Genomic DNA, 22,759 nt, shown 5'->3' with positions numbered 1-22,759 from the left:
GCCTCAGCTTTTCGCAGTATTTTTGCCATGGGAGCCACCTGACATGGAGCGTCTGACACGCATTCTGGCCGCACTCACCCGTTGGGGGCTGGGCCTGTGCGCGTTGGTTCTGGTGTTGATGGCGTTGTATGTCAGTCTCGGCCGCGAACTGACCCCGCTCGTGGCCGAATACCGTGCCGAAATCGAAGACAAGGCCAGCGCCGCCCTCGGCATGCCGTTGCAGATCGGCGAGCTGGAGGGCAACTGGAGCGGTTTTGCGCCGATCCTGCTGGCGCATGACGTGATGGTCGGCAGCGGCGCCAATGCGCTGCGTCTGGACCGCGTACGCGCAGTGCCGGATCTGTGGGCCAGTCTGCTCGCCCGCGAAGTACGCATCGCCCATCTTGAATTCAATGGCCTGAAGATCAGCCTCAAGGAAGGCGAAGACGGCCAGTGGGCGCTGGAAGGCCTGCCGGTGCAAAACGATCAGCCGTTCGATGCCGCGCAACTGTTCCAGCGTTCGCAGATGATTCAGCAGCTGTCGATCCTCGATAGCCAAGTGACCCTGCAACCGCTCGATCACCCGCCAATGACCCTGACCTATGTCGGGCTGAACCTGCAAACCGGCGCCAGTCGCCAGCGTCTCGACGCACGCCTGACTTTGCCCGACGGCCAGCCTGTGGCGCTGAACCTGCGCACGCGGCTACGTCCGGAGCAGTGGCAGAACAGCACGGTTGACGGTTACGCCAGCCTGCCGCAGAGCGACTGGTCGAAGTGGTTGCCCGAGCGCCTGACCCAGCAGTGGAATTTTTCCGAGATCAAGGCCGGCGGCGAGCTCTGGGTGAACTGGGCCGAGGGCACCCTGCAAAGCGCGGCGTTGCGCCTCAATGCCCCGCAAATCACCGGCGCCTACGCCGAGCGCAAGCCGATCCAGATCAACAATCTCGCGCTCAACGCCTACTACCGCAACAGTGCTGAGGGCGCGAGCGTTATCCTCGATTCGCTGGCGATGAGCTTCGGCGAAACCCGCTGGGAATCGCGCGTGCAGGTGCAGCAGACCCGCGCGAACGACAAGGTCGAAGAACTCTGGCATTTGCAGGCCGATCGCCTCGACCTGACGCCGCTCACCCCGTTACTCAACGCGCTGGGTCCGTTGCCGCAGGGTTTCGCCACGGTGGTCGAGCGGCTCAAGGTGACTGGCGGCTTGCGCAATGTCCTGCTGGACTTCCGCCCGAACGCCACCGACGGCACCAAATTCGGCTTTGCTGCCAATCTGGATAACGTCGGTTTCGATGCCTACCACGGCGCACCGGCGGCACGAAATGTCAGCGGCAGCCTGAGCGGCAATCTCGACGGCGGCGAGTTGCGTCTGGACAGCAAGGACTTTGTCCTGCATCTGGACCCGATCTTCGCCAAGCCCTGGCAATACCTGCAAGCCAACGCGCGGCTGACCTGGAAGCTCGATAAGGAAGGCTTCACCCTGATCGCGCCGTACCTGAAGGTGCTGGGCGAGGAGGGCAAGATCGCCGGTGACTTCCTGATTCGCCTGCACTTCGACCACAGCCAGGAAGACTACATGGACCTGCGCGTCGGTCTGGTCGAGGGCGACGGCCGTTACACCGCTAAATATCTGCCGGCAGTGCTCAGCCCGGCGCTCGATGAATGGTTGCGCACAGCCATTCTCAAAGGCGCGGTCGATCAGGGTTTTTTCCAGTATCAGGGCTCCCTGAGCAAGAATGCCGGGGATGCTGATCGCAGCATCAGTCTGTTCTTCAAGGTGCATGATGCCGAATTGGCCTTTCAGCCGGGCTGGCCGCACGTGAGCAAGGCCAGTGGCGATGTGTTCATCGAGGACAGCGGCGTGCGGATCTGGGCTGACAAGGGCCAGTTGCTGGACACCCAGGTCAGCGATGTCTTCGTCAATATTCCCCATGTGCCGGCCGGGCAGAACACTCACCTGTTGCTTGATGGCGCGTTTGCCGGTGGCTTGGGCGATGGACTGAAAATCCTGCAGGAGGCGCCGATCGGCACCGCCGATACGTTCGCCGGTTGGGAAGGCGCGGGTAATCTCACCGGCAAGCTCAAACTCGACGTGCCGTTGGCCAAGGGCGAGCAACCGAAAATCCTTGTCGACTTCAAGACCGCCAACGCCCGCTTGAAACTGGCTGAGCCGAAACTGGAACTGACGCAACTCAAGGGCGATTTCCGCTTCGACAGCGCCAAAGGCCTGAGCGGGCAGAACATCGCCGCGAGGGCGTTCGACAAACCCGTCACGGCGCAGATTTTCGCCGATGGCAGCCCCGGCAAGCTCAAGACCCGGGTCGCTGCGACGGGGCAGGTCGAGGTCAAGAAGCTCACTGACTGGCTGGGCGTGACCCAACCGTTGCCGGTGTCCGGAACGATTCCCTATCAGTTGCAGTTGAATCTGGACGGCGCCGACAGTCAGTTGATGGTCAGCTCGAATCTCAAAGGCGTGGCGGTGGATCTGCCGGCGCCGTTCGGCATGGCGGCGGATGTCGGGCGCGACACTGTATTTCGCATGACCTTGCAGGGGCAGGAGCGGCGTTACTGGGTCAATTACGATCAACTGGCCAACTTCACTTTCGCGGCGCCGCCGAGCAATTTTGCCGAGGGCCGTGGCGAGTTGTTCCTCGGTGCCGGCGAAGCCGTGCTGCCGGGCGCCAAAGGCTTGCGCGTTCGTGGCGTGCTGTCGGAACTGGACGTCGCGCCCTGGCAGGATCTGGTCAACCGGTACGCCGGGCAGGATCCGGGCGGCAGCGCCAAGCAATTGCTCAACAGCGCTGACTTCAAGGTCGGCAAGCTCACGGCAATGGGCACAACTCTGGATCAGGCATCGGTTCAGCTCAATCGCAAGCCCGCAGCGTGGAATCTGGCCCTCGACAGTCAGCAGGCCAAAGGCACGGCGAGCCTGCCGGACGCCAAAGGCGTGCCGATCGCGGTCAATCTGCAATATGTGAAACTGCCGGCGCCGGACCCGGCGGTACAGGCTGACGAAAATGCGCCTGATCCACTGGCTTCGGTCGACCCGACAAAAATCCCGGCGCTGGATATCACCCTCAATCAATTGTTCCTTGGGCCTGACCTGGTCGGAGGCTGGTCGCTGAAAATTCGCCCGACCGCCAAGGGCATCGCCCTGAACAATCTCGACATGGGCCTCAAGGGCATTCTGTTGCAAGGCAATGGTGGCTGGGAAGGCGCGCCGGGTTCGACCAGCAGTTGGTACAAGGGGCGTATCGGCGGCAAAAATCTCGCCGACGTGCTCAAGGGCTGGGGTTTTGCGCCGAGTGTGACCAGCGAAGAATTCCATATGGACGTCGACGGCCGCTGGCCGGGTTCGCCGGCCTGGCTGGCGACCAAGCGTTTCTCCGGAACGCTGGATGCCTCGCTGAACAAGGGCCAGTTTGTCGAAGTCGAAGGCGGCGCACAGGCCCTGCGGGTGTTCGGTCTGCTCAACTTCAATTCGATCGGCCGCCGTTTGCGCCTGGACTTTTCCGACCTGTTCGGTAAAGGCCTGAGCTATGACCGGGTCAAAGGCCTGCTGGTAGCCAACAACGGCGTGTATGTGACCCGTGAGCCGATTCGCCTGACCGGGCCGTCGAGCAACCTCGAGCTGGACGGTACCCTCGATCTGGTTGACGACAAGGTCGATGCGAAATTGCTGGTGACCTTGCCGGTCACCAACAACCTGCCGATTGCCGCGTTGATCGTCGGTGCGCCGGCGGTTGGTGGCGCCTTGTTCCTGATCGACAAGCTGATCGGTGACCGCGTGGCGCGCTTCGCCAGTGTCAAATACACGGTCAAAGGCCCATGGAAAGAACCGAAAATCACCTTCGACAAACCTTTTTGAACGGCCCGGCCTTGAAGCGATGGAGTAGCATGGCCAAATACCTCGTTGGGAGTTCGCCATGTCTTTAGCGGTGATTCAAATGGTCAGCCAGAGTGACGTGCTGGCCAATCTGGCTCAGGCCCGGCGCCTGCTCGAACAGGCCGCGGCCGGCGGCGCGAAGCTGGCGGTGCTGCCGGAGAACTTCGCGGCAATGGGCCGTCGCGATGTCGCTGATATCGGTCGCGCCGAAGCGCTGGGCGAAGGGCCGATCCTGCCATGGTTGAAACAGACCGCCCGCGACCTCACCTTATGGATAGTGGCCGGCACGTTGCCGTTGCCGCCGGCGAATCAGCCGACGGCCAGGGCGCATGCCTGCTCGCTGCTGATCAATGATCAGGGCGAAATCGTTGCCCGCTACGACAAGCTGCACCTGTTCGATGTCGATGTCGCCGACAATCGCGGACGTTACCGCGAATCCGATGACTATGCTTATGGCGGCAATGTAGTGGTGGCCGACACGCCAGTGGGCCGTCTCGGTCTGACGGTGTGTTATGACTTGCGTTTCCCCGAGCTGTACAGCGAATTGCGTGCGGCCGGCGCCGAATTGATCAGCGCACCGTCGGCGTTTACTGCGGTGACCGGCGCGGCGCATTGGGAAGTGTTGATTCGCGCGCGGGCCATCGAGACGCAGTGTTATCTGTTGGCCGCGGCGCAGGGTGGGACCCATCCGGGGCCGCGGGATACCTTCGGCCACGCCGCGATCGTCGACCCGTGGGGGCGCGTGCTGGCCAGTCAGGATCAAGGCGAAGCGGTGTTGTTGGCCGAACGCGACAGCAATGAACAAGCGTCCATCCGGGCGCGCATGCCGGTGACGAGTCATCGGCGGTTTTTCTCGCAGGGCGCGCAGCGGCCTGCTTCAGAACACGAATTTAAGGCGTAAACCCATGAGCGAGTTGTTGTCCTCAGTCAGTGATCACCTGTTGGCGCCCGGCGGCGTGACGATCGAGAGCCTGCAAGGCGTGCTCGGCGATCTCGCCGGCCCCGGCATCGATGCCGCCGATCTGTATTTCCAGGGCCAGATTTCCGAATCCTGGGCGCTGGAAGACGGCATCGTCAAGGAAGGCAGCTTCAACCTCGACCAGGGTGTTGGCGTACGTGCGCAGTCCGGTGAGAAAACCGGTTTCGCCTACAGCAACGCGATCACCCTCGAAGCCCTTGGCGCCGCTGCCCGTGCGGCGCGCTCGATCTCCCGTGCCGGGCAGAATGGCACGGTGCAGGCGTTCAGCACTCAGGATGTCGCGCAACTGTACGCGCCGGACAATCCGCTGGAAGTGCTCAGCCGCGCCGAGAAGGTCGAGCTGCTCAAGCGTATCGACGTTGCTACGCGCGCGCTCGATCCGCGTATCCAGCAGGTCAGCGTGAGCATGGCCGGGGTCTGGGAGCGGATTCTGGTGGCGTCCACCGATGGTGGCCTGGCCGCTGATGTGCGGCCGCTGGTGCGCTTCAACGTTAGCGTCATCGTTGAGCAGAATGGCCGTCGCGAGCGCGGCGGGCATGGCGGTGGCGGGCGTACCGACTACCGCTATTTCCTCGCCGAAGACCGCGCCATGGGCTATGCCCGTGAGGCGCTGCGTCAGGCGCTGGTCAATCTGGAAGCGATTCCGGCACCGGCCGGCACTTTGCCGGTGGTGCTCGGTTCGGGCTGGTCCGGGGTACTGCTGCACGAGGCGGTCGGTCACGGCCTCGAAGGCGATTTCAACCGCAAGGGCAGTTCGGCCTACAGCGGGCGCATGGGCGAAATGGTTGCGTCGAAGCTGTGCACCATCGTCGACGACGGCACCTTGAGCGGCCGCCGCGGATCGCTGAGTGTCGACGACGAAGGCACGCCGACCGAGTGCACCACGCTGATCGAAAACGGCGTGCTCAAGGGTTACATGCAGGACAAACTCAACGCGCGTCTGATGGGCGTGGCCCGTACCGGTAACGGCCGTCGCGAGTCCTATGCGCATCTGCCGATGCCACGCATGACCAACACCTACATGCTCGGCGGCGAAAGCGATCCGGCGGAAATCATCGCCTCGGTGAAAAAAGGCATCTACTGCGCCAATCTCGGCGGCGGTCAGGTTGACATCACCAGCGGCAAGTTCGTGTTCTCCACCAGCGAGGCGTACCTGATCGAGGACGGCAAGATCACTGCACCGGTCAAAGGCGCGACGTTGATCGGCAATGGCCCCGAGGCGATGAGCCGTGTGTCGATGGTTGGTAACGATCTGGCGCTGGACAGCGGTGTCGGCACGTGCGGCAAGGATGGGCAATCAGTGCCGGTGGGTGTTGGCCAGCCGACGCTGAAAATCGATGCGATCACCGTGGGTGGCACGGGCGCATAAGAAATGATGGAGCTTCGGGTGGCGCGCAGGGCCGCCACCCGGTGGCGAAGATCAGCGCAGGCCGCGTTGAGTTTCGTCCAACTCACGGATGTACTTGAAGATCTTGCGGCTGGAAGCAGGAGGTTTGTTTTGCGCAACCTCGTGCTGAGCCTGACGGATCAGGGAACGCAATTGCTGGCGATCGGCGTCCGGGTACTCGACGACGAATTTCTCCAGCACGGCGTCATCGCCACCGATCAGGCGGTCGCGCCAGCGTTCGAGATTGTGGAAACGCTCGTTGTACTGGCGGGTCGACGCATCGAGTTGATCGAGCAAGGTCAGAATCGCGTCAGTGTCCTGATCGCGCATCAGTTTGCCGATGAACTGCAGATGCCGTTTACGCGCGATGTTCGCGGTGTGCTTGGGCGCATCGGCCAAGGCCCGGCGCAGGGCGTCGGTCAATGGCAGTTTTGCGATCAAGTCAGGCTTGAGTGTGGTCAGGCGCTCGCCGAGGTCAACCAGAGCATGCAGCTCGCGTTTGACCTGAGATTTGCTTTTTTCTCCCGTATCGAGGGAGTCGTCGTAAGAATCAACCATGGTGGCAGTCCGCAAAGAAACGCCGCCATGATAACCAGTCGGGGGCCGCTTGTCCGGCCCGGTCGCTCGATGGCCCCAGCCGAAAGCAGAATTTGAGTGGAGATGAGCATGAGTGCAGTTCAAAGCGTCGGCCCGCAGGCATTGCCGGCACTGCAGGAACAGGTCGAGCAGATCATCGCCGAAGCCAAGCGTCAGGGCGCCAGTGCCTGCGAAGTCGCAGTGTCGCTGGAACAGGGTTTGTCGACCTCGGTGCGCCAGCGCGAAGTCGAAACGGTCGAGTTCAACCGTGATCAGGGCTTTGGCATCACCTTGTACGTCGGCCAGCGCAAGGGTTCGGCCAGCACCTCGGCGACCGGCCCGGACGCCATTCGCGAGACTGTCGCCGCCGCGCTGGCCATCGCCAGACACACCTCCGAAGACGAAGCCTCGGGCCTTGCCGATGCAGCGTTGATGGCCAGGGAGCAGCACGATTTTGATCTGTTCCATGAATGGGATATCACTCCGGAGCAGGCCATCGAGAAGGCCTTGCTGTGTGAAGCGGCGGCATTCGATGCCGACGCGCGCATCAAGAACGCCGACGGCACCACCCTCAGCACCCATCAGGGTTGCCGCGTGTACGGCAACAGCCACGGCTTCATCGGCGGTTACGCTTCGACCCGGCACAGCCTGAGTTGCGTGATGATTGCCGAGGCTGACGGGCAGATGCAGCGTGATTATTGGTATGACGTGAATCGACAGGGCACGCTGCTGGCCGATCCGGTGAGCATCGGCCAAAAAGCCGCGCAGCGGGCGGCAAGTCGTCTCGGTGCGCGTCCGGTGCCGACCTGTGAAGTGCCGGTGCTGTTTTCCGCCGAGCTGGCTGGTGGTCTGTTCGGCAGCTTTCTCTCGGCGGTGTCCGGCGGCAGTCTGTACCGCAAATCGTCATTCCTCGAAGGCACGCTTGGCCAGAAGCTGTTCCCGGAATGGATGACCATCGACGAGCGTCCGCATCTGATGCGCGCCATGGGCAGCGCTTCGTATGACGGTGACGGTCTGGCGACCTACGCCAAACCGTTCGTCGAGAACGGCGAATTGGTCTCGTACATTCTCGGTACCTACTCTGGCCGCAAACTGGGCATGCCGAGCACCGCCAACGCGGGTGGCGTGCATAACCTGTTCGTCACCCATGGCGATGAAGACCAGGCGGCGCTGTTGAAACGCATGGGCCGCGGACTGCTGGTCACCGAGCTGATGGGCCATGGTCTGAACATGGTCACCGGCGACTATTCGCGCGGTGCGGCAGGTTTCTGGGTCGAGAACGGCGAGATTCAATTCGCCGTGCAGGAAGTGACCATCGCCGGCAACATGCGCGACATGTTCAAGCAGATCGTTGCCGTCGGTAATGATCTGGAGTTGCGCAGCAACATTCGCACCGGTTCGGTGTTGATCGAACGGATGACCGTCGCAGGCAGCTGAACCCCCGCAATCCGCTGAGCAAAAAGGCGCGCCATCCGCTGTGGATGACTCGCCTTTTTCATTGCTCTCGCCACAGATCCCTTGTGGGAGCGAGCCTGCTCGCGAATGCGGTGTGTCAGCCGAAAATTCTATTTCTGATACACCGCTTTCGCGAGCAGGCTAGGTCCCATCCTAAAATCTCCATAGCTTGGCGCTCTTGTTTTGGTTCTCATTATCATCTAATAATGAATCTCATCTCCGAACGAGTCCCGGATCATGAGTTCTGCCTTGCACGAGCAGCCCTACCTCGAAAGCTGGCGCTGGATGAGTCGCCAGATCCGTTGCGCGATGGATGCTGACGAACCGCGCCTGATCGAGCATTACCTGGCTGAAGGGCGCTACCTGTCGTGTTGCACCGCAACATCACCGTGGACTGTCGCTGAAACTTCCTTCCGTTTGCTGCTCGACACCGCCACGGACATTGCCTTGCCCTGGCACTGGCGCAGCCTCTGTCTTGACCAAGCCTGGCGCCCGTTGCGCGACATGGAGCGCCTGTCCCTTTGCAGATGCCGATTGCAGCGCTGGCAACGCTACACCTGGCAGCTCGCCACTTGCGAACTGCTGCCATCGATTCCTCTTTCTGAACTGCTGCAAGGACATTCCAATGACCAAGACACGTATTGAGCGCGACAGCATGGGCGAACTGCAGGTGCCGGTGGACGCTCTCTACGGCGCGCAGACCCAGCGCGCGGTGGACAATTTCCCGATCAGTGGCAAGCCGATGCCGGCGCAATTCATCCGCGCGCTGATCCTCGCCAAAGCCGCCGCAGCCCGCGCCAACGTCGAACTGAACCAGATCAGCGCCGCTCAGGGCAAAGCCATCAGCGATGCCGCACAAGGCCTGCTCGAAGGCGATTTCATGCGGCATTTTCCGGTGGATATTTTCCAGACCGGCTCGGGCACCAGCTCGAACATGAACGCCAACGAAGTCATCGCCACGCTCGCCAGCCGCTTGCTCGACGAGCCGCTGAATGCCAACGATCACGTCAATTGCGGCCAGAGCAGCAACGACATCATTCCGACCACCATCCATGTCAGCGCCGCGCTGGGACTGCATGAACAACTGCTGCCGGCGCTGCTGCACCTGGTGCAGGTGATCGAACAAAAAGCCGGGCAGGTTCATCACCATGTCAAGACCGGCCGCACGCATTTGATGGACGCCATGCCGGTGCGTCTGAGTCAGGTGCTTAATGGCTGGGCGCAGCAGCTCAAGGCCAATATCGGCCACCTGCAGGATCTGCTGCCGAGCCTGCAATCGCTGGCGCAGGGCGGCACCGCGGTCGGCACCGGCATCAACGCGCACCCGGAATTCGCCGCGCGTTTCAGCCGTCAGCTGAGCCAACTGACTGACGTGCAGTTCACCCCGGGCAAGGATCTGTTTGCGCTGATTGGCTCGCAGGACACCGCTGTTGCGGTTTCCGGTCAGCTCAAGGCCACCGCCGTGTCGTTGATGAAAATCGCCAACGACTTGCGCTGGATGAACTCCGGTCCTTTGGCCGGTCTCGGTGAAATCGAATTGGAGGCACTGCAACCGGGCTCGTCGATCATGCCGGGCAAGGTCAATCCGGTGATCCCCGAAGCCACGGCCATGGTCGCCGCGCAGGTGATCGGCAACGATGCGGTGATCACCATTGCCGGCCAGTCGGGCAATTTCGAATTGAACGTGATGCTGCCGATCATCGCGCAGAACCTGCTCAGCAGCATCGAGCTGCTGGCCAATTCCAGTCGCCTGCTCGGCGACAAGGCCATCGCCAGTTTCAGGGTCAACGAGGCGCGCTTGAAGGAAGCCCTGTCGCGCAATCCGATTCTGGTGACCGCGCTCAACCCGATCATCGGTTACCAGAAAGCCGCCGAAATCGCCAAGCAGGCCTACAAGGAAGGCCGCGCGGTCATTGACGTCGCGCTGGAGCATACCGATCTGTCGCGCAGCCAGCTGGAAGAGCTACTCAACCCCGAGAAGCTCACCGCCGGCGGCGTGTAAACCCCGCAACCGCTTTGGAGGCTCACCATGGAGCACTGGAAACGCACGATCGAACGGGCCAATCGCTGCTTCATGCTCGGCGAATTGATCGACGCCCGTGAGGCCTATCTGCAAGCCCTGGCCCTGGCGCAAGTGTTGTTCGAGCGCTGGGCGGACGCCGACGAAGCGGTGGCGGCCTGCGTCATCTCCCACCACAACCTCGCAGATCTGCACCTGCGCCTGAATCAGCCCGAGGAGAGCGCCGAATATCTGTGCGCCATCCATCAGCGGCTGTTGCAGACCATGCAGGACGAACGGCTGCGCCCGGCCCTGCGGGAAGCGGCATTGCGTCAAAGCAGCAAGACCTATGTCGAGCTGCTGAATTTCATCAGCGACCACGGCGAATACCCGCGCACCCAACGCCTGCTGCACCCGGATACCGGTAATACACGCCGCGCGCCTGCTTCACACCACTATGGAGTCCATTGAAATGGCTTTTACCTTGCCTGCCTTGCCTTACGCCTACGATGCTCTGGAACCGCACATCGATGCGCAGACCATGGAAATCCACTACACCAAACATCACCAGACTTACATCAACAACCTCAATGCCGCGGTCGAGGGCACCGAATACGCCGAGTGGCCGGTGGAGAAACTGGTCGCCAGCGTCCAGCAACTGCCGGAAAAACTGCGGGCGGCGGTGATCAATCAGGGCGGCGGTCACGCCAACCACTCGCTGTTCTGGGAAGTCATGGTGCCAGGCGGTGGCGGCAAACCGGATGGCGCGCTGGCCAGGGCTATCGATGAGCAACTGGGTGGCCTCGACAGTTTCAAGGAAGCGTTCACCAAAGCGGCGCTGACCCGTTTTGGCAGTGGCTGGGCCTGGCTCAGCGTCACCCTGGAGAAGAAACTGATCGTCGAAAGCAGCGGCAATCAGGACAGCCCGCTGATGAACGGCAACACGCCGATCCTCGGTCTCGACGTTTGGGAGCACGCCTACTACCTGCGCTACCAGAACCGTCGCCCGGAATACATCAATGCGTTTTACAACGTGATCAATTGGCCTGAAGTCGCGGCGCGTTATCAGGCCGCACTGGTTTAACCCATCTATAAGAACAAACCAGGGCTGACTATGGGCACTGAAACACTGGCGACTGGCAATGGGCGTATGTTTCGTTACGCAGTCGGATCGCTGTTGCTATTGGCGGGGATGACCTTGTTGGTCGCTCACGGGCTGCAATGGCTGAATCTGGAACCGCGCCTGCTGCGTGCATTGCAGGGCGGTGCTCTGTGCGCCCTCGGCACGGCGCTTGGCGCGGTGCCGGTGCTGGTCATCCGGCGGATGCCGCAAGCGCTCAGCGATACCTTGCTGGGTTTTGGTGCCGGGGTGATGCTGGCGGCGACTGCGTTTTCGTTGATCGTGCCGGGCATCGCTGCGGCCGAAAGTCTCGGTCTGACACCTTGGGGCGCCAGTGGCCTGATCTGCTTCGGCATCCTGCTCGGCGCGTTTGGCCTGTATCTGGTCGATCGCAAGGTTTCCGGCGCTACCCCGCAAATGCTTGTCGGCACCCTCGAGCGTCCGGTGATACCGCCGCGTATCTGGCTGTTCGTGTTCGCCATCATTGCTCACAACATTCCGGAAGGCATGGCCGTCGGCGTGTCTGCCGGCGGCGGCATGCCGGATGCGGACAGCCTGGCCATGGGCATCGCTTTGCAGGATGTGCCCGAAGGTCTGGTGATCGCACTGGTATTGGTCGGGGCGGGAATGTCGCGAGTGAGGGCGTTCCTGATCGGCGCGGCGTCAGGTCTCGTCGAGCCGGTGTTTGCGCTGCTTTGCGCGTGGCTGGTCAGCCTCGCCCAAGTGTTGCTGCCATTGGGGCTGGCGCTGGCGGCTGGGGCGATGTTGCTGGTGGTGACTCACGAAGTGATTCCCGAGTCGCGACGCCATGGCCATGACAAGCTCGCGAGCCTTGGTTTGCTGATCGGGTTTTGTCTGATGATGGTGATGGATACGGCGTTGGGTTGAATTGTCGCGACGAAGAATTGCTCCGTCGCAACAGGCTTATTCACCTTCATCGAAGTAGTTGTTGATCAGCGCCACCAAGGCGTCCATGGCTTCCTGAGCTTGTTCGCCTTCGGTGCTCAAATGGATTTTGGTGCCCTTGCCTGCCGCGAGCATCATCATCGCCATGATGCTTTTTCCATCGACTGTGTTCTCGGGCGTGCGGCCTACCCTGATCGTAGTCTCCGGAAACTTGCCCGCCACGCCGACAAATTTTGCCGACGCTCGGGCATGCAAACCGAGTTTGTTGATGATTTCGATTTCACGAGCAGGCATCGCGGTGTGGATCCTTTAGGTGAGGTCGCGGTGGCGGACCTGGACGTTTTTCAAGGTTTTCTGCAGGGCCTGACCCAGACGTTCGGTCAGGTAGACGGAGCGGTGGTGACCCCCGGTACAGCCGATGGCGACTGTCACATAGGCACGATTACTCGCAGCAAAGCGCGGCAGCCACTTGTGCAGGTAGGCATAGATGTCCTGATACATTTCTTCGACGTCCGGCTGTTCGGCCAGGTATTCGGCCACCGGTGCGTCGAGACCGGACTGCTCACGTAATTCCGGCTTCCAATAGGGATTGGGCAAGCAGCGTACGTCGAACACCAGATCCGCATCCACCGGCATGCCGCGCTTGAAACCGAATGATTCGACCAGAAACGCCGTACCCGGCTCAGGCTGATTCAGCAGGCGCAATTTGAGGGTGTCGCGCAGCTGGTACAGGTTGAGGTTGGTGGTGTTGATCTTCAGGTCGGCCAGGTCGGCGATCGGGCCGAGAAGGGCGCTTTCATCGTGGATCGCCTCGGCCAGTGAGCGATTGGCGTTGCTCAGCGGATGCCGGCGACGGGTTTCGGAAAAACGCTTGAGCAGCGTTTCTTCATCCGCATCCAGATACAGCACGTCACACTGGATATGCTTGCTGCGCGCGTCTTCGAGCAGTTCCGGAAATCGTGACAGATGACTGGGCAAGTTGCGCGCATCGATCGACACGGCCACCAGCGGTTGGGCGAGTTCCGTGTGGATCAGCGCTCGTTCGGCCAGTTCCGGCAGCAAGCCGGCCGGAAGGTTGTCGATGCAGTAGTAGCCGTTGTCCTCAAGGACATTCAGCGCAGTACTCTTGCCCGAGCCCGAGCGGCCACTGACGATGATCAAGCGCATGATTAATGCCCGTTCTGCTCGTCCAGTACAACCTGGTACAAGGCTTCGTTGTCTGGCGCGCTGCGCAGTCTTTCACGCACTTCCTTGCGATCGAGCATGCTGGCGATCTGGCGCAGCAGTTCCAGGTGTGCATCGGTGGCGGCTTCCGGGACCAGCAACACGAACAGCAGGTCTACCGGGGCGCCATCGATGGCGTCGAAATCGATCGGGGCCTCAAGGTGCAGCAGGGCACTGACTGGCGCTGAGCAGCCCTTCAGGCGGCAATGGGGAATGGCAATGCCGTTACCAAAACCGGTGGAACCGAGTTTTTCACGGGCAATCAGCGCCTCGAATACATCCTGCATCTCCAGATCCGGGACTTCGCGGTGGATCAGGTTGGCAATCTGTTCGAGGGCTTTTTTCTTGCTGCCGCCCGGCGCGTTCACTTGGGAACGGCCGGGGGTCAGGATGGTTTCAAGTCGGATCATGGATGAGGGTGTTAACGACCGGTCGCGCCCTGGAGGAGGCTCTGGGTCTTTTCCTTATGCTTTTTGAGTTGGCGATCCAGCTTGTCGGTCAGCAGGTCAATGGCGGCATACATGTCGTCGTGCTCGGCATTGGCAACTACTTCTCCGCCGGGAATATGCAGCGTGGCTTCGATTTTCTGCTTCAGCTTTTCGACGCACATCGTGACCTGCACGTTGGTGATCTTGTCGAAATGCCGCTCCAGTCGGTCGAGTTTTTCGCCGATGTAGGTGCGCAGAGGTTCGGTCACTTCCAGTTGGTGTCCACTGATGTTGACTTGCATACAGCTTCTCCTTCGTTGCCAGTGCATAAAGCGGCAGGCCGAAAAGCCTGCCACTGGAACGCTGTAACGTGGCTTACATCAACCGCTTGCGTTCGCTCGAAGGCGCGATTCCGAGGGATTCGCGGTACTTGGCGACGGTGCGGCGAGCCACCTGAATGCCTTGTGCCTCCAGTAAACCAGCGATCTTGCTGTCACTCAACGGCTTTTTCTGATTTTCCGCGGCAACCAGTTTCTTGATGATCGCGCGGATCGCCGTGGACGAGCATTCGCCGCCTTCGGAGGTACTGACGTGGCTGGAGAAAAAGTATTTCAGCTCATAAATACCGCGCGGGGTATGCATGAATTTTTGTGTGGTCACACGGGAAATCGTCGATTCGTGCATGCCCACCGCCTCGGCGATGTCATGCAGGACCAGCGGTTTCATGGCTTCGTCGCCGTACTCGAGGAAGCCGCGCTGATGCTCGACGATCTGCGTGGCGACTTTCATCAGGGTTTCGTTGCGGCTCTGCAGGCTCTTGATGAACCAGCGGGCTTCCTGAAGCTGATTGCGCATGAAGGTGTTGTCGGCGCTGGTGTCGGCGCGTTTTACGAAACCGGCGTACTGAGCGTTGACGCGTAGACGCGGTACCGATTCCTGGTTCAGCTCGACCAGCCAGCGCTCGTTGTCCTTGCGCACGATGACGTCAGGAACGACGTATTCGGCTTCGGTGGACTCGATCTGAGAGCCCGGACGTGGATTGAGGCTCTGCACCAGTTCGATGACCTGGCGCAGTTCGTCTTCCTTGAGTTTCATGCGCCGCATCAACTGGCTGTAGTCGCGGCTGCCAAGGAGGTCGATATAGTCGCTGACCAGGCGCTTGGCCTCTGCCAGCCACGGCGTTTTTGCCGACAACTGGCGCAGTTGCAGCAGCAGGCATTCGCTGAGATTGCGTGCGCCGATGCCCGCAGGCTCGAATTGCTGGATGCGGTGCAGGACGGCTTCGATCTCGTCCAGTTCAATGTCCAGTTCCGGATCGAAGGCGTCGAGGATTTCTTCGAGGGTCTCGTCCAGATAGCCCTGATTGTTGATGCAGTCGATCAGGGTCACGGCGATCAGGCGATCGGTGTCGGACATCGGTGCCAAGTTCAACTGCCAAAGCAAATGGCTCTGCAGGCTTTCGCCGACGGAAGTGCGGGTGGTGAAATCCCACTCGTCATCGTCGCTGCTCGGCAGGCTGCTGGCGCTGGTCTGGTAAACGTCTTCCCAGGCCGTGTCGACCGGCAGCTCGTTGGGGATGCGCTCGCTCCATTCGCCGTCGTCGAGGTTATCGACCGTCGGCGCGGCTTCCTGGTAAGAAGGTTCCTGAATGTCGGGGTTGGGCTTTTGCTCGACGTTGTCGGCCAGCGGATCGGAATTGTCGAAGTCGTCGCCTTCTTCCTGGCGTTCGAGCATCGGGTTGGATTCCAGAGCCTCCTGGATTTCCTGTTGCAGATCCAGGGTCGACAATTGGAGCAGGCGGATGGCCTGTTGCAGCTGCGGTGTCATCGTCAGCTGCTGGCCCATTCTCAAGACTAGCGATGGTTTCATGGCAGGGGCTTAACACCTTATTCGCCGGCGCTATGCGCCATCCACTACAGGGCGCCGAAGCGCCAAACTTAAGCAAATTATATGCCTGAAACTGAAGTGTTTGCCTAGAGCGCTGTAACAATTAAACGGTATAAAAACCGGCTTGATCGATGCAGCACCCGCGCAGCTTGTCGAACAGCTGGCGCTTACAGGCGGAACTCGTGACCCAGATACACTTCCTTGACCAGATCGTTGGCCAGGATGGTCTCGGCGTCACCTTCGGCGATCAATTGACCGTCGTTGACGATGTAAGCGGTTTCGCAGATATCCAGCGTCTCGCGCACGTTGTGGTCGGTGATCAACACACCGATGCCCTTGGCCTTGAGATGATGAATGATCTGCTTGATGTCGCCAACCGAGATCGGGTCGACACCGGCGAACGGCTCGTCGAGCAGGATGAATTTCGGCGCGGTGGCCAGGGCGCGGGCGATTTCCACCCGGCGGCGCTCACCACCCGACAGGCTCATGCCGAGGTTGTCGCGAATGTGGCTGATGTGGAATTCCTGCAGCAGGCTTTCCAGCTCCTTGCGACGACCGGCCTTGTCGAGCTCCTGGCGGGTCTCGAGGATGGCCATGATGTTGTCGGCCACCGACAGTTTGCGGAAGATCGACGCTTCTTGCGGCAGATAGCCGATGCCGGCTTTCGCGCGGCCGTGCATTGGCTGGTGGCTGACGTCCAGATCGTCGATCAGTACGCGGCCCTGATCGGCCTGCACCAGGCCGACGATCATGTAGAAGCAGGTGGTCTTGCCGGCACCGTTCGGGCCGAGCAGGCCGACAATCTGGCCGCTGTCGATCGACAGGCTGACGTCCCGCACGACCTGGCGGCTTTTATAGGCCTTGGCCAGGTGCTGAGCTTTCAGAGTTGCCATTACTGGGTTTTCTCGTCGGTTTTCTTCTTCGGCTGGATCACCATGTCGATGCGCGGACGCGCCTCGGTGACCTTGCTGCCGGTAGCGCGACCGGCGCTGGCGAGTTTCTTAACGGTGTCATAGACGATCTTCTCGCCTTGAGTAACGTTGCCGTCCTTGTCGACGACCTTGGCCTTGTCGATCAGCACGACGCGGTTTTGCTGGGCGTGGTACTGGATCGTCACGCCGTAGCCTTGTACCGGTTTGGTGTCGCCCTGGGTTTGCAGCTGCTCGAAGTAAGCCAGGTTGCCCACGGAGGTCACAACGTCGATATCGCCATTCGGCGCGCGAGTCATTGTCACCGTGTTGCCTTTAACGATCATCGAACCCTGAGTGATGATCACATCACCTTTATAGGTAGCGATGCCGTTCTTGTCGTCCAGTTGGGCGTCGTCGGCCTGAATGCGGATAGGTTGCTGCTGATCGTTCGGCAGAGCCCAGGCGCTCACGCTTCCCAGTGCTGCGCCCAGACTGAGCAAAATAGGGAGGGTTTTAACGAGCCTCATACTGTCCTCTTACGTTCGATTGCAGGTGTATCCTGCTGTCCTTCAGGTACGCTTTCATTCCGACGCCAGTCGACACACCGCCAGCGCCCTCGATTCTAACGGGTTGCGCGGTCTGCGCATATTCCTGCTGCGGGAACACGGTCATGCGGGTGCTGGTGATCAGGGTGTCGCGTTTCTTTTCATCGGTGCGCTTCACACGCACCGAGTCGATCAGTTCCACTTCGGTGCCGCCGGAATTCACTTCACCGCGCTCACTGGTCACGTGCCACGGAAAGTCTGTGCCGCGATACATGTTCAGATCCGGTTTGGTCACCAGCGTGATGTCGGTGGCCTTGACGTGTTCGGCCTTGTCCGAGGTCATCTCGTATTGCACCTTGCCGTCGGGCAGGTACTGAATGGTATGCGTATTGGTCGCGTACCAGTCGATCGGGTTCTCGGCGGTCGAGACCGGCGGCTTGTCGAGAAAGCGTTCCGGGCTGATGTTCCAGTAGCCGACCGCGGCGAAAATCGCCGCGATGCAGCCGAACATCAGGAAAGTGCGAAATTTTTTACTGAACATGGCTTGGCTCACAGGTACGCGGCATTGGCCGCATCGAGGCGGCCCTGGGCGCGCAGGATCAATTCGCAGAATTCGCGGGCGGCACCTTCGCCGCCACGGGCGCGGGTCACGCCGTGGGCGTGTTCGCGCACGAAGTCGGCGGCGTTGGCTACGGCCATGCCCAGACCGACGCGGCGGATTACCGGCAGGTCGGGCAGGTCGTCACCGAGGTAGGCGACCTGCTCATAGCTTAGGCCCAGTTGCTCGAGAAGAGCGTCGAGCACCACCAGTTTGTCTTCGCGGCCCTGAAACAGGTGCGGGATACCGAGGTTTTTCGCTCGACGCTCGACCACCGGGGTCTTGCGACCGCTGATGATGGCAGTTTCCACGCCGGCGTTCATCAGCATCTTGATGCCTTGGCCGTCGAGGGTGTTGAACGTCTTGAATTCACTGCCGTCTTCCAGGAAGTACAGGCGCCCGTCAGTGAGGACGCCGTCGACATCGAAAACCGCCAGTTTGATCGCTTTGCCGCGTTGCAGCAGTTCGTTGCTCATTACATGACTCCTGCGCGCAGCAGGTCGGAGAGGTTGAAGGCACCGATCGGGCGGTCCTCCTCGTCGACGACTATCAAGGCGCTGATTCGGTGGTCTTCCATGATTTTCAGGGCTTCCGCGGCAAGCATGTCGGGCCGCGCGGTTTTGCCGTGTGCGGTCATCACTTCATCGATGCTGGCGTTGCGAATGTCGATGGTGCGATCCAGGGTGCGGCGCAAATCACCGTCGGTGAAGATCCCGGCGAGCTTGCCATCGGCTTCAAGGACAGCGGTCATGCCGAGGCCCTTGCGGGTCATTTCCATCAATGCATCCTTGAGCAGGGTGCCGCGTTCTACCTGCGGCAGTTCCTCCCCGGCGTGCATGACGTTTTCCACTTTCAGCAGCAGGCGCCGGCCAAGGGCGCCGCCCGGATGCGAGAAGGCAAAGTCTTCGGCGGTAAAACCACGCGCTTCCAGCAAGGCCACGGCCAGGGCGTCGCCCATGACCAGTGCGGCAGTGGTCGAAGAGGTCGGTGCCAGGTTCAGCGGGCAGGCTTCATGCTCGACGTGCACGTTGAGATTGACCTCGGCTGCCTTGGCCAATGGCGATTGCGGGTTGCCGGTGACGCTGATCAGCTGGATACCCAGACGTTTGATCAATGGCAGCAGGGTGACGATTTCGTTGGTCGAGCCGGAGTTCGACAGGGCCAGAATCACGTCGTCACGGGTGATCATTCCCATATCGCCGTGACTGGCTTCGGCCGGGTGGACAAAAAAAGCCGGGGTGCCGGTGCTGGCCAGGGTCGCGGCGATCTTGTTGCCAACGTGCCCGGACTTGCCCATGCCGACTACGACCACACGGCCCTTACTGGCCAGAATCATCTCGCAAGCGCGTACGAAATCGGCGTCGATATGGGGCAGCAAGCCTTGTACGGCTTCCATTTCGAGGCGGATGGTGCGTTGTGCCGATTGAATCAGGTCGCTGGATTGGCTCATGTCAGAAATCGTATAGCCCGATGAAAAGGCGGCGATTATAGCGGTTATGTTGCAAAGCCTCACGCAAGTTCGTCGTGCTTTGTCATTCCTCGTTACCAAAAGCCGGAAAAAGCCGCTGCAGACCTGTCATATCGCCGAATACGGGCTGGCACAAGCCTTGGGCGCTTGGCCGTTGCAGTGATATAGTTCGCCGCCAGTTCGGCCTGCCCGGGATGTATGTACTTTTTAACCAAAGACAAGCGTCCGAGTGAGAGGCTGCATCGCAAGGAGTTTAGATGAGTGCCGATAACGCCTACGCGGTCGAGCTGAAGGGAGTCTCCTTCAAGCGCGGTGCGCGCAGCATTTTCAATAACGTCGATATCCGCATCCCGCGCGGCAAGGTCACCGGCATCATGGGGCCTTCCGGGTGTGGCAAGACCACGCTGCTGCGGTTGATGGGCGCCCAGTTGCGCCCCGCCAGCGGCGAAGTCTGGGTCAACGGCCAGAACCTGCCGACACTGTCGCGCAGTGACCTGTTCGATGCGCGAAAGCACATGGGCGTGCTGTTTCAGAGCGGCGCACTGTTCACCGATCTCGATGTGTTCGAGAACGTGGCTTTCCCCCTGCGCGTGCATACCGGGTTGCCGGAAGAAATGATCCGCGACATTGTCCTGCTGAAATTGCAGGCGGTCGGTCTGCGCGGTGCCATCGAGCTGATGCCGGACGAGCTGTCGGGCGGCATGAAGCGTCGCGTCGCGCTGGCCCGGGCGATTGCCCTGGATCCGCAGATCCTCATGTACGACGAACCGTTCGTCGGCCAGGACCCGATCGCCATGGGCGTGCTGGTCCGCCTGATCCGTCTGCTCAACGATGCGCTGGGCATCACCAGTATCGTGGTGTCGCACGATCTGGCCGAGACCGCGAGCATCGCCGACTACCTTTATATAGTCGGTGACGGCCAGGTGCTGGGGCAGGGGACGCCGGACGAGTTGATGAACTCGGACGAACCGCGCATCCGGCAGTTCATGACCGGCGATCCCGATGGCCCGGTGCCGTACCATTTTCCAGCGACGGATTACCGCGCAGATCTTCTGGGGAAGCGCTGATGCGCAGAATTTCATTATTAGAGCGCGTGCGCCGATTCGGCGAAACGGCAATCGACGCCGTTGCGGTGTTCGGGCGCGCCACGCTGTTCCTGTTTCATGCCCTGCTGGGACGCGGCGGCATCAGCGGCGGTTTCAGCCTGCTGATCAAACAACTGCATTCAGTCGGCGTCATGTCGCTGGTGATCATCGTCGTTTCGGGGATTTTCATCGGCATGGTCCTGGCGTTGCAGGGCTTCAGCATCCTGTCGAGCTACGGTTCGGAGCAGGCGGTCGGGCAGATGGTTGCCTTGACCCTGTTACGTGAACTGGGGCCGGTAGTGACTGCATTGTTGTTCGCCGGGCGCGCCGGTTCGGCATTGACCGCCGAGATCGGCAACATGAAGTCGACCGAGCAGCTGTCGAGCCTGGAAATGATCGGCGTCGACCCGCTCAAGTACATCATTGCCCCGCGTCTGTGGGCCGGTTTCATTTCCCTGCCGGTGCTGGCGATGATTTTCAGCGTGGTGGGTATCTGGGGCGGTTCGTGGGTGGCCGTCGACTGGCTGGGTGTGTATGAAGGCTCGTATTGGGCGAACATGCAGAACAGCGTGACTTTCACCAGTGATGTGCTCAACGGCATCATCAAAAGTATCGTTTTCGCCTTCGTCGTCACCTGGATCGCCGTATTCCAAGGCTATGACTGTGAGCCCACTTCCGAGGGGATCAGTCGTGCCACCACCAAGACCGTAGTGTTTGCCTCGCTGGCAGTGCTCGGCCTGGACTTTATTCTGACCGCTTTGATGTTTGGAGATTTCTGATGCAAAACCGCACCCTGGAAATCGGTGTCGGCCTGTTCCTGCTGGCAGGGATCCTGGCTTTGCTGCTGCTTGCTTTGCGGGTCAGTGGCCTGTCTCCGACTTCGTCCACCGACACTTATAAACTTTATGCGTATTTCGACAATATCGCCGGTTTGACGGTCAGAGCCAAAGTGACCATGGCCGGTGTGACCATCGGCAAGGTCACGGCAATCGATCTGGATCGCGATAGCTTCACCGGTCGGGTCACGCTGCAAGTGGACAAGAAGGTCGACAATCTGCCTGTCGATTCCACAGCGTCTATCCTTACCGCGGGTCTGCTGGGCGAAAAATACATCGGTATCAGCGTCGGCGGCGAAGACACCCAGTTGAAGGATGGCGGAACCATCCACGACACGCAGTCGTCACTGGTACTGGAAGACCTGATCGGTAAATTCCTGCTCAATACCGTTAGCAAAGACGCCAAATGAGGAGCTTTTGAATGATCTCTACCTTGCGACGTGGCCTGTTGGTGTTGCTCGCGGCACTGCCGTTGATGGCTAACGCAGCACCCGGGCAATCCGCGCACGATCTGATTCAGGACACCACCAACCGGATGCTTGCCGACCTGCAGGCCAACAAAGAGAAGTACAAGCAGGATCCGCAGGATTTCTATGCGGCACTGAACAATATTGTCGGCCCGGTGGTGGATGCCGAGGGCATCTCCAAGAGCATCATGACCGTCAAGTATTCGCGCAAGGCCACGCCTGAGCAGATGCAGCGCTTCCAGGAAAACTTCAAGCGCGGCCTGTTCCAGTTCTATGGCAACGCTCTGCTGGAATACAACAACCAGGGCATCACGGTTGACCCGGCCAAAGACGAATCGGGCGACCGCACCAGCGTCAACATGACCGTCAAGGGCAGCAATGGCGCGATCTATCCAGTGCAGTACACGCTTGAGAAGATCGGCGGCGAGTGGAAGCTGCGCAACGTGATCATCAACGGCATCAACATCGGCAAGCTGTTCCGTGACCAGTTCGCTGACGCGATGCAGCGCAATGGCAACGATCTGGACAAGACCATCGATGGTTGGGCCGGTGAAGTGGCCAAGGCCAAGCAGGAAACCGACAAAGCTGCTGCGAAGCCAGCGCAATGAGTGAGGCGGCAGTGCGTATGAGTGATGTCGATGAGCTTCTGCTCAGTGGCGTGCTGGACTATCGCACCGGGCCGGACCTGAGAAGGGAAGGCCAGGCGCTGATCAAGTCGAGCAAGGCGAAATCGCTGGTCATCGATTGCTCGGCGGTGAAGAAGTCCAGCAGCGTCGGTCTGTCGTTGCTGCTGTGCTTCATGCGCGATGCGCAGGCGGCCGGCAAGGCCGTCAGCATCCGCGCCATGCCGGAAGACATGCGCGAAATTGCCGAGGTCAGCGAGTTGACCGAGCTGTTCGCGGCACACTGATCCCGCATCCGCAACAAAAGCCCCCCGTCAGAGTCCTGCATTGCGGGGTTCGCAGGCGCGGGGCTTTTTTGTATGATGTCCGACCCGTGCGCACAGGGCGCCGATTGAGGTTG

At 60.6% G+C, this 22,759-nt stretch carries 25 protein-coding genes; 14 read left to right on the top strand and 11 right to left on the bottom strand.

Features of this window, described 5'->3' with window-relative positions; all coding sequences use genetic code 11:
- Positions 1–43: 43 nt before the first annotated feature.
- From J3P93_RS23235 to tldD, 3 genes are read left to right on the top strand one after another with little or no spacing between them, the layout of a single operon-like run.
- The gene (locus J3P93_RS23235; RefSeq protein ID WP_434592344.1) at positions 44–3,847 is read left to right on the top strand and encodes a YhdP family protein; all 3,804 of its coding nucleotides are present in this window, start codon (positions 44–46) and stop codon (positions 3,845–3,847) included.
- Positions 3,848–3,905: 58 nt separating this feature from the next.
- A complete protein-coding gene (locus tag J3P93_RS23230) occupies positions 3,906–4,766 on the top strand; it encodes a carbon-nitrogen hydrolase family protein (protein ID WP_434592342.1) in 861 nt (286 codons plus the stop codon).
- A 4-nt stretch (positions 4,767–4,770) separates the two neighbouring features.
- Entirely contained in the window at positions 4,771–6,213 is a 1,443-nt protein-coding gene (tldD, locus tag J3P93_RS23225; protein WP_093104683.1) for a metalloprotease TldD, read from the top strand.
- Positions 6,214–6,264: 51 nt separating this feature from the next.
- Here the strand turns inward: tldD and yjgA are convergent, their stop codons facing one another.
- Entirely contained in the window at positions 6,265–6,789 is a 525-nt protein-coding gene (gene yjgA, locus J3P93_RS23220) for a ribosome biogenesis factor YjgA (protein ID WP_090281772.1), read from the bottom strand.
- A gap of 102 nt (positions 6,790–6,891) precedes the next feature.
- Between yjgA and pmbA the strand changes: the two genes are divergently transcribed.
- The 6 genes from pmbA (at position 6,892) to J3P93_RS23190 (ending at position 12,269) form a co-directional block, all read left to right on the top strand.
- Positions 6,892–8,244, top strand: coding sequence for a metalloprotease PmbA (gene pmbA / locus J3P93_RS23215; RefSeq protein WP_172833296.1), 1,353 nt, complete (start codon positions 6,892–6,894; stop codon positions 8,242–8,244).
- Between the two features lie 255 nt (positions 8,245–8,499).
- Positions 8,500–8,907, top strand: a complete 408-nt coding sequence (locus J3P93_RS23210) for a FagA protein (protein ID WP_434592340.1) — start codon at positions 8,500–8,502, stop codon at positions 8,905–8,907.
- Positions 8,888–10,264, top strand: a complete 1,377-nt coding sequence (locus tag J3P93_RS23205; RefSeq protein WP_434592338.1) for a class II fumarate hydratase — start codon at positions 8,888–8,890, stop codon at positions 10,262–10,264. Before J3P93_RS23210 ends, J3P93_RS23205 begins: the two co-directional genes overlap by 20 nt.
- Positions 10,265–10,291: 27 nt before the next feature.
- Entirely contained in the window at positions 10,292–10,732 is a 441-nt protein-coding gene (locus J3P93_RS23200; protein ID WP_434592336.1) for a hypothetical protein, read from the top strand.
- A gap of 1 nt (position 10,733) precedes the next feature.
- A complete protein-coding gene (locus J3P93_RS23195; protein ID WP_434592334.1) occupies positions 10,734–11,345 on the top strand; it encodes a superoxide dismutase in 612 nt (203 codons plus the stop codon).
- Between the two features lie 30 nt (positions 11,346–11,375).
- Complete coding sequence (locus tag J3P93_RS23190) at positions 11,376–12,269, top strand: ZIP family metal transporter (RefSeq protein WP_434592331.1); 894 nt, start codon at positions 11,376–11,378, stop codon at positions 12,267–12,269.
- Between the two features lie 36 nt (positions 12,270–12,305).
- Here the strand turns inward: J3P93_RS23190 and J3P93_RS23185 are convergent, their stop codons facing one another.
- From J3P93_RS23185 to J3P93_RS23140, 10 genes are all read right to left on the bottom strand, one after another.
- Complete coding sequence (locus J3P93_RS23185; protein ID WP_434592328.1) at positions 12,306–12,581, bottom strand: HPr family phosphocarrier protein; 276 nt, start codon at positions 12,579–12,581, stop codon at positions 12,306–12,308.
- A 15-nt stretch (positions 12,582–12,596) separates the two neighbouring features.
- Positions 12,597–13,454 (bottom strand): RNase adapter RapZ, encoded by an 858-nt coding sequence (rapZ, locus tag J3P93_RS23180; RefSeq protein ID WP_434592325.1) that lies wholly within the window; start codon positions 13,452–13,454, stop codon positions 12,597–12,599.
- A gap of 2 nt (positions 13,455–13,456) precedes the next feature.
- Complete coding sequence (gene ptsN, locus J3P93_RS23175) at positions 13,457–13,921, bottom strand: PTS IIA-like nitrogen regulatory protein PtsN (RefSeq protein ID WP_434592323.1); 465 nt, start codon at positions 13,919–13,921, stop codon at positions 13,457–13,459.
- An 11-nt stretch (positions 13,922–13,932) separates the two neighbouring features.
- Positions 13,933–14,241 (bottom strand): ribosome hibernation-promoting factor, HPF/YfiA family, encoded by a 309-nt coding sequence (gene hpf, locus J3P93_RS23170; RefSeq protein ID WP_434592321.1) that lies wholly within the window; start codon positions 14,239–14,241, stop codon positions 13,933–13,935.
- Positions 14,242–14,314: 73 nt separating this feature from the next.
- Positions 14,315–15,808, bottom strand: coding sequence for an RNA polymerase factor sigma-54 (locus tag J3P93_RS23165; protein WP_434592319.1), 1,494 nt, complete (start codon positions 15,806–15,808; stop codon positions 14,315–14,317).
- 185 nt (positions 15,809–15,993) lie between these two features.
- Positions 15,994–16,719, bottom strand: a complete 726-nt coding sequence (gene lptB, locus J3P93_RS23160; RefSeq protein ID WP_008085069.1) for an LPS export ABC transporter ATP-binding protein — start codon at positions 16,717–16,719, stop codon at positions 15,994–15,996.
- A complete protein-coding gene (gene lptA, locus J3P93_RS23155) occupies positions 16,719–17,264 on the bottom strand; it encodes a lipopolysaccharide transport periplasmic protein LptA (RefSeq protein ID WP_038357536.1) in 546 nt (181 codons plus the stop codon). Before lptA ends, lptB begins: the two co-directional genes overlap by 1 nt.
- Complete coding sequence (lptC, locus tag J3P93_RS23150; RefSeq protein ID WP_434592316.1) at positions 17,251–17,823, bottom strand: LPS export ABC transporter periplasmic protein LptC; 573 nt, start codon at positions 17,821–17,823, stop codon at positions 17,251–17,253. Before lptC ends, lptA begins: the two co-directional genes overlap by 14 nt.
- A gap of 8 nt (positions 17,824–17,831) precedes the next feature.
- The gene (locus J3P93_RS23145; protein ID WP_203420757.1) at positions 17,832–18,356 is read right to left on the bottom strand and encodes a KdsC family phosphatase; all 525 of its coding nucleotides are present in this window, start codon (positions 18,354–18,356) and stop codon (positions 17,832–17,834) included.
- Positions 18,356–19,330 (bottom strand): KpsF/GutQ family sugar-phosphate isomerase, encoded by a 975-nt coding sequence (locus tag J3P93_RS23140; protein WP_203420758.1) that lies wholly within the window; start codon positions 19,328–19,330, stop codon positions 18,356–18,358. The genes J3P93_RS23145 and J3P93_RS23140 overlap by 1 nt, the downstream gene beginning before the upstream one ends.
- Before the next feature lie 275 nt (positions 19,331–19,605).
- Here J3P93_RS23140 and J3P93_RS23135 point away from each other — a divergent pair, with 275 nt between their 5' ends.
- Genes J3P93_RS23135 through J3P93_RS23115 form a run of 5 tightly spaced genes read left to right on the top strand, consistent with a single transcriptional unit; the run spans position 19,606 to position 22,646 of the window.
- Complete coding sequence (locus J3P93_RS23135) at positions 19,606–20,415, top strand: ATP-binding cassette domain-containing protein (protein ID WP_434592313.1); 810 nt, start codon at positions 19,606–19,608, stop codon at positions 20,413–20,415.
- Positions 20,415–21,212 carry a lipid asymmetry maintenance ABC transporter permease subunit MlaE gene (gene mlaE, locus J3P93_RS23130; protein ID WP_434592310.1) on the top strand — a complete coding sequence of 266 codons (798 nt, stop codon included), beginning with the start codon at positions 20,415–20,417 and terminating at the stop codon, positions 21,210–21,212. The genes J3P93_RS23135 and mlaE overlap by 1 nt, the downstream gene beginning before the upstream one ends.
- Complete coding sequence (gene mlaD, locus J3P93_RS23125; protein WP_016771673.1) at positions 21,212–21,679, top strand: outer membrane lipid asymmetry maintenance protein MlaD; 468 nt, start codon at positions 21,212–21,214, stop codon at positions 21,677–21,679. The genes mlaE and mlaD overlap by 1 nt, the downstream gene beginning before the upstream one ends.
- A gap of 11 nt (positions 21,680–21,690) precedes the next feature.
- Positions 21,691–22,344 carry an MlaC/ttg2D family ABC transporter substrate-binding protein gene (locus J3P93_RS23120; RefSeq protein WP_434592306.1) on the top strand — a complete coding sequence of 218 codons (654 nt, stop codon included), beginning with the start codon at positions 21,691–21,693 and terminating at the stop codon, positions 22,342–22,344.
- Positions 22,341–22,646 (top strand): STAS domain-containing protein, encoded by a 306-nt coding sequence (locus J3P93_RS23115; RefSeq protein ID WP_332767880.1) that lies wholly within the window; start codon positions 22,341–22,343, stop codon positions 22,644–22,646. The genes J3P93_RS23120 and J3P93_RS23115 overlap by 4 nt, the downstream gene beginning before the upstream one ends.
- The last annotated feature ends 113 nt before the right edge of the window (positions 22,647–22,759 follow it).

This window comes from Pseudomonas sp. R3-57 (assembly GCF_051132065.1).
In the GTDB taxonomy this organism is placed as follows: Bacteria; Pseudomonadota; Gammaproteobacteria; order Pseudomonadales; family Pseudomonadaceae; genus Aquipseudomonas.
Note: the sequence above shows the minus strand (reverse complement) of the source record. Positions and strands in the feature narration are given on the sequence as shown.

Bases quoted from the DNA above. Each gene is read 5' to 3' on its own strand.
- J3P93_RS23210 (WP_434592340.1), top strand. From the start codon at position 8,500: ATGAGTTCTGCCTTGCACGAGCAGCCCTACCTCGAAAGCTGGCGCTGG.
- J3P93_RS23135 (WP_434592313.1), top strand. From the start codon at position 19,606: ATGAGTGCCGATAACGCCTACGCGGTCGAGCTGAAGGGAGTCTCCTTC.
- J3P93_RS23230 (WP_434592342.1), top strand. From the start codon at position 3,906: ATGTCTTTAGCGGTGATTCAAATGGTCAGCCAGAGTGACGTGCTGGCC.
- J3P93_RS23205 (WP_434592338.1), top strand. From the start codon at position 8,888: ATGACCAAGACACGTATTGAGCGCGACAGCATGGGCGAACTGCAGGTG.
- hpf (WP_434592321.1), bottom strand. From the start codon at position 14,241: ATGCAAGTCAACATCAGTGGACACCAACTGGAAGTGACCGAACCTCTG.
- J3P93_RS23140 (WP_203420758.1), bottom strand. From the start codon at position 19,330: ATGAGCCAATCCAGCGACCTGATTCAATCGGCACAACGCACCATCCGC.
- lptA (WP_038357536.1), bottom strand. From the start codon at position 17,264: ATGAGGCTCGTTAAAACCCTCCCTATTTTGCTCAGTCTGGGCGCAGCA.
- mlaD (WP_016771673.1), top strand. From the start codon at position 21,212: ATGCAAAACCGCACCCTGGAAATCGGTGTCGGCCTGTTCCTGCTGGCA.
- tldD (WP_093104683.1), top strand. From the start codon at position 4,771: ATGAGCGAGTTGTTGTCCTCAGTCAGTGATCACCTGTTGGCGCCCGGC.
- J3P93_RS23200 (WP_434592336.1), top strand. From the start codon at position 10,292: ATGGAGCACTGGAAACGCACGATCGAACGGGCCAATCGCTGCTTCATG.
- pmbA (WP_172833296.1), top strand. From the start codon at position 6,892: ATGAGCATGAGTGCAGTTCAAAGCGTCGGCCCGCAGGCATTGCCGGCA.
- mlaE (WP_434592310.1), top strand. From the start codon at position 20,415: ATGCGCAGAATTTCATTATTAGAGCGCGTGCGCCGATTCGGCGAAACG.
- J3P93_RS23145 (WP_203420757.1), bottom strand. From the start codon at position 18,356: ATGAGCAACGAACTGCTGCAACGCGGCAAAGCGATCAAACTGGCGGTT.
- lptB (WP_008085069.1), bottom strand. From the start codon at position 16,719: ATGGCAACTCTGAAAGCTCAGCACCTGGCCAAGGCCTATAAAAGCCGC.
- J3P93_RS23120 (WP_434592306.1), top strand. From the start codon at position 21,691: ATGATCTCTACCTTGCGACGTGGCCTGTTGGTGTTGCTCGCGGCACTG.
- lptC (WP_434592316.1), bottom strand. From the start codon at position 17,823: ATGTTCAGTAAAAAATTTCGCACTTTCCTGATGTTCGGCTGCATCGCG.
- yjgA (WP_090281772.1), bottom strand. From the start codon at position 6,789: ATGGTTGATTCTTACGACGACTCCCTCGATACGGGAGAAAAAAGCAAA.
- ptsN (WP_434592323.1), bottom strand. From the start codon at position 13,921: ATGATCCGACTTGAAACCATCCTGACCCCCGGCCGTTCCCAAGTGAAC.
- J3P93_RS23115 (WP_332767880.1), top strand. From the start codon at position 22,341: ATGAGTGAGGCGGCAGTGCGTATGAGTGATGTCGATGAGCTTCTGCTC.
- J3P93_RS23165 (WP_434592319.1), bottom strand. From the start codon at position 15,808: ATGAAACCATCGCTAGTCTTGAGAATGGGCCAGCAGCTGACGATGACA.
- J3P93_RS23190 (WP_434592331.1), top strand. From the start codon at position 11,376: ATGGGCACTGAAACACTGGCGACTGGCAATGGGCGTATGTTTCGTTAC.
- J3P93_RS23235 (WP_434592344.1), top strand. From the start codon at position 44: ATGGAGCGTCTGACACGCATTCTGGCCGCACTCACCCGTTGGGGGCTG.
- J3P93_RS23195 (WP_434592334.1), top strand. From the start codon at position 10,734: ATGGCTTTTACCTTGCCTGCCTTGCCTTACGCCTACGATGCTCTGGAA.
- J3P93_RS23185 (WP_434592328.1), bottom strand. From the start codon at position 12,581: ATGCCTGCTCGTGAAATCGAAATCATCAACAAACTCGGTTTGCATGCC.
- rapZ (WP_434592325.1), bottom strand. From the start codon at position 13,454: ATGCGCTTGATCATCGTCAGTGGCCGCTCGGGCTCGGGCAAGAGTACT.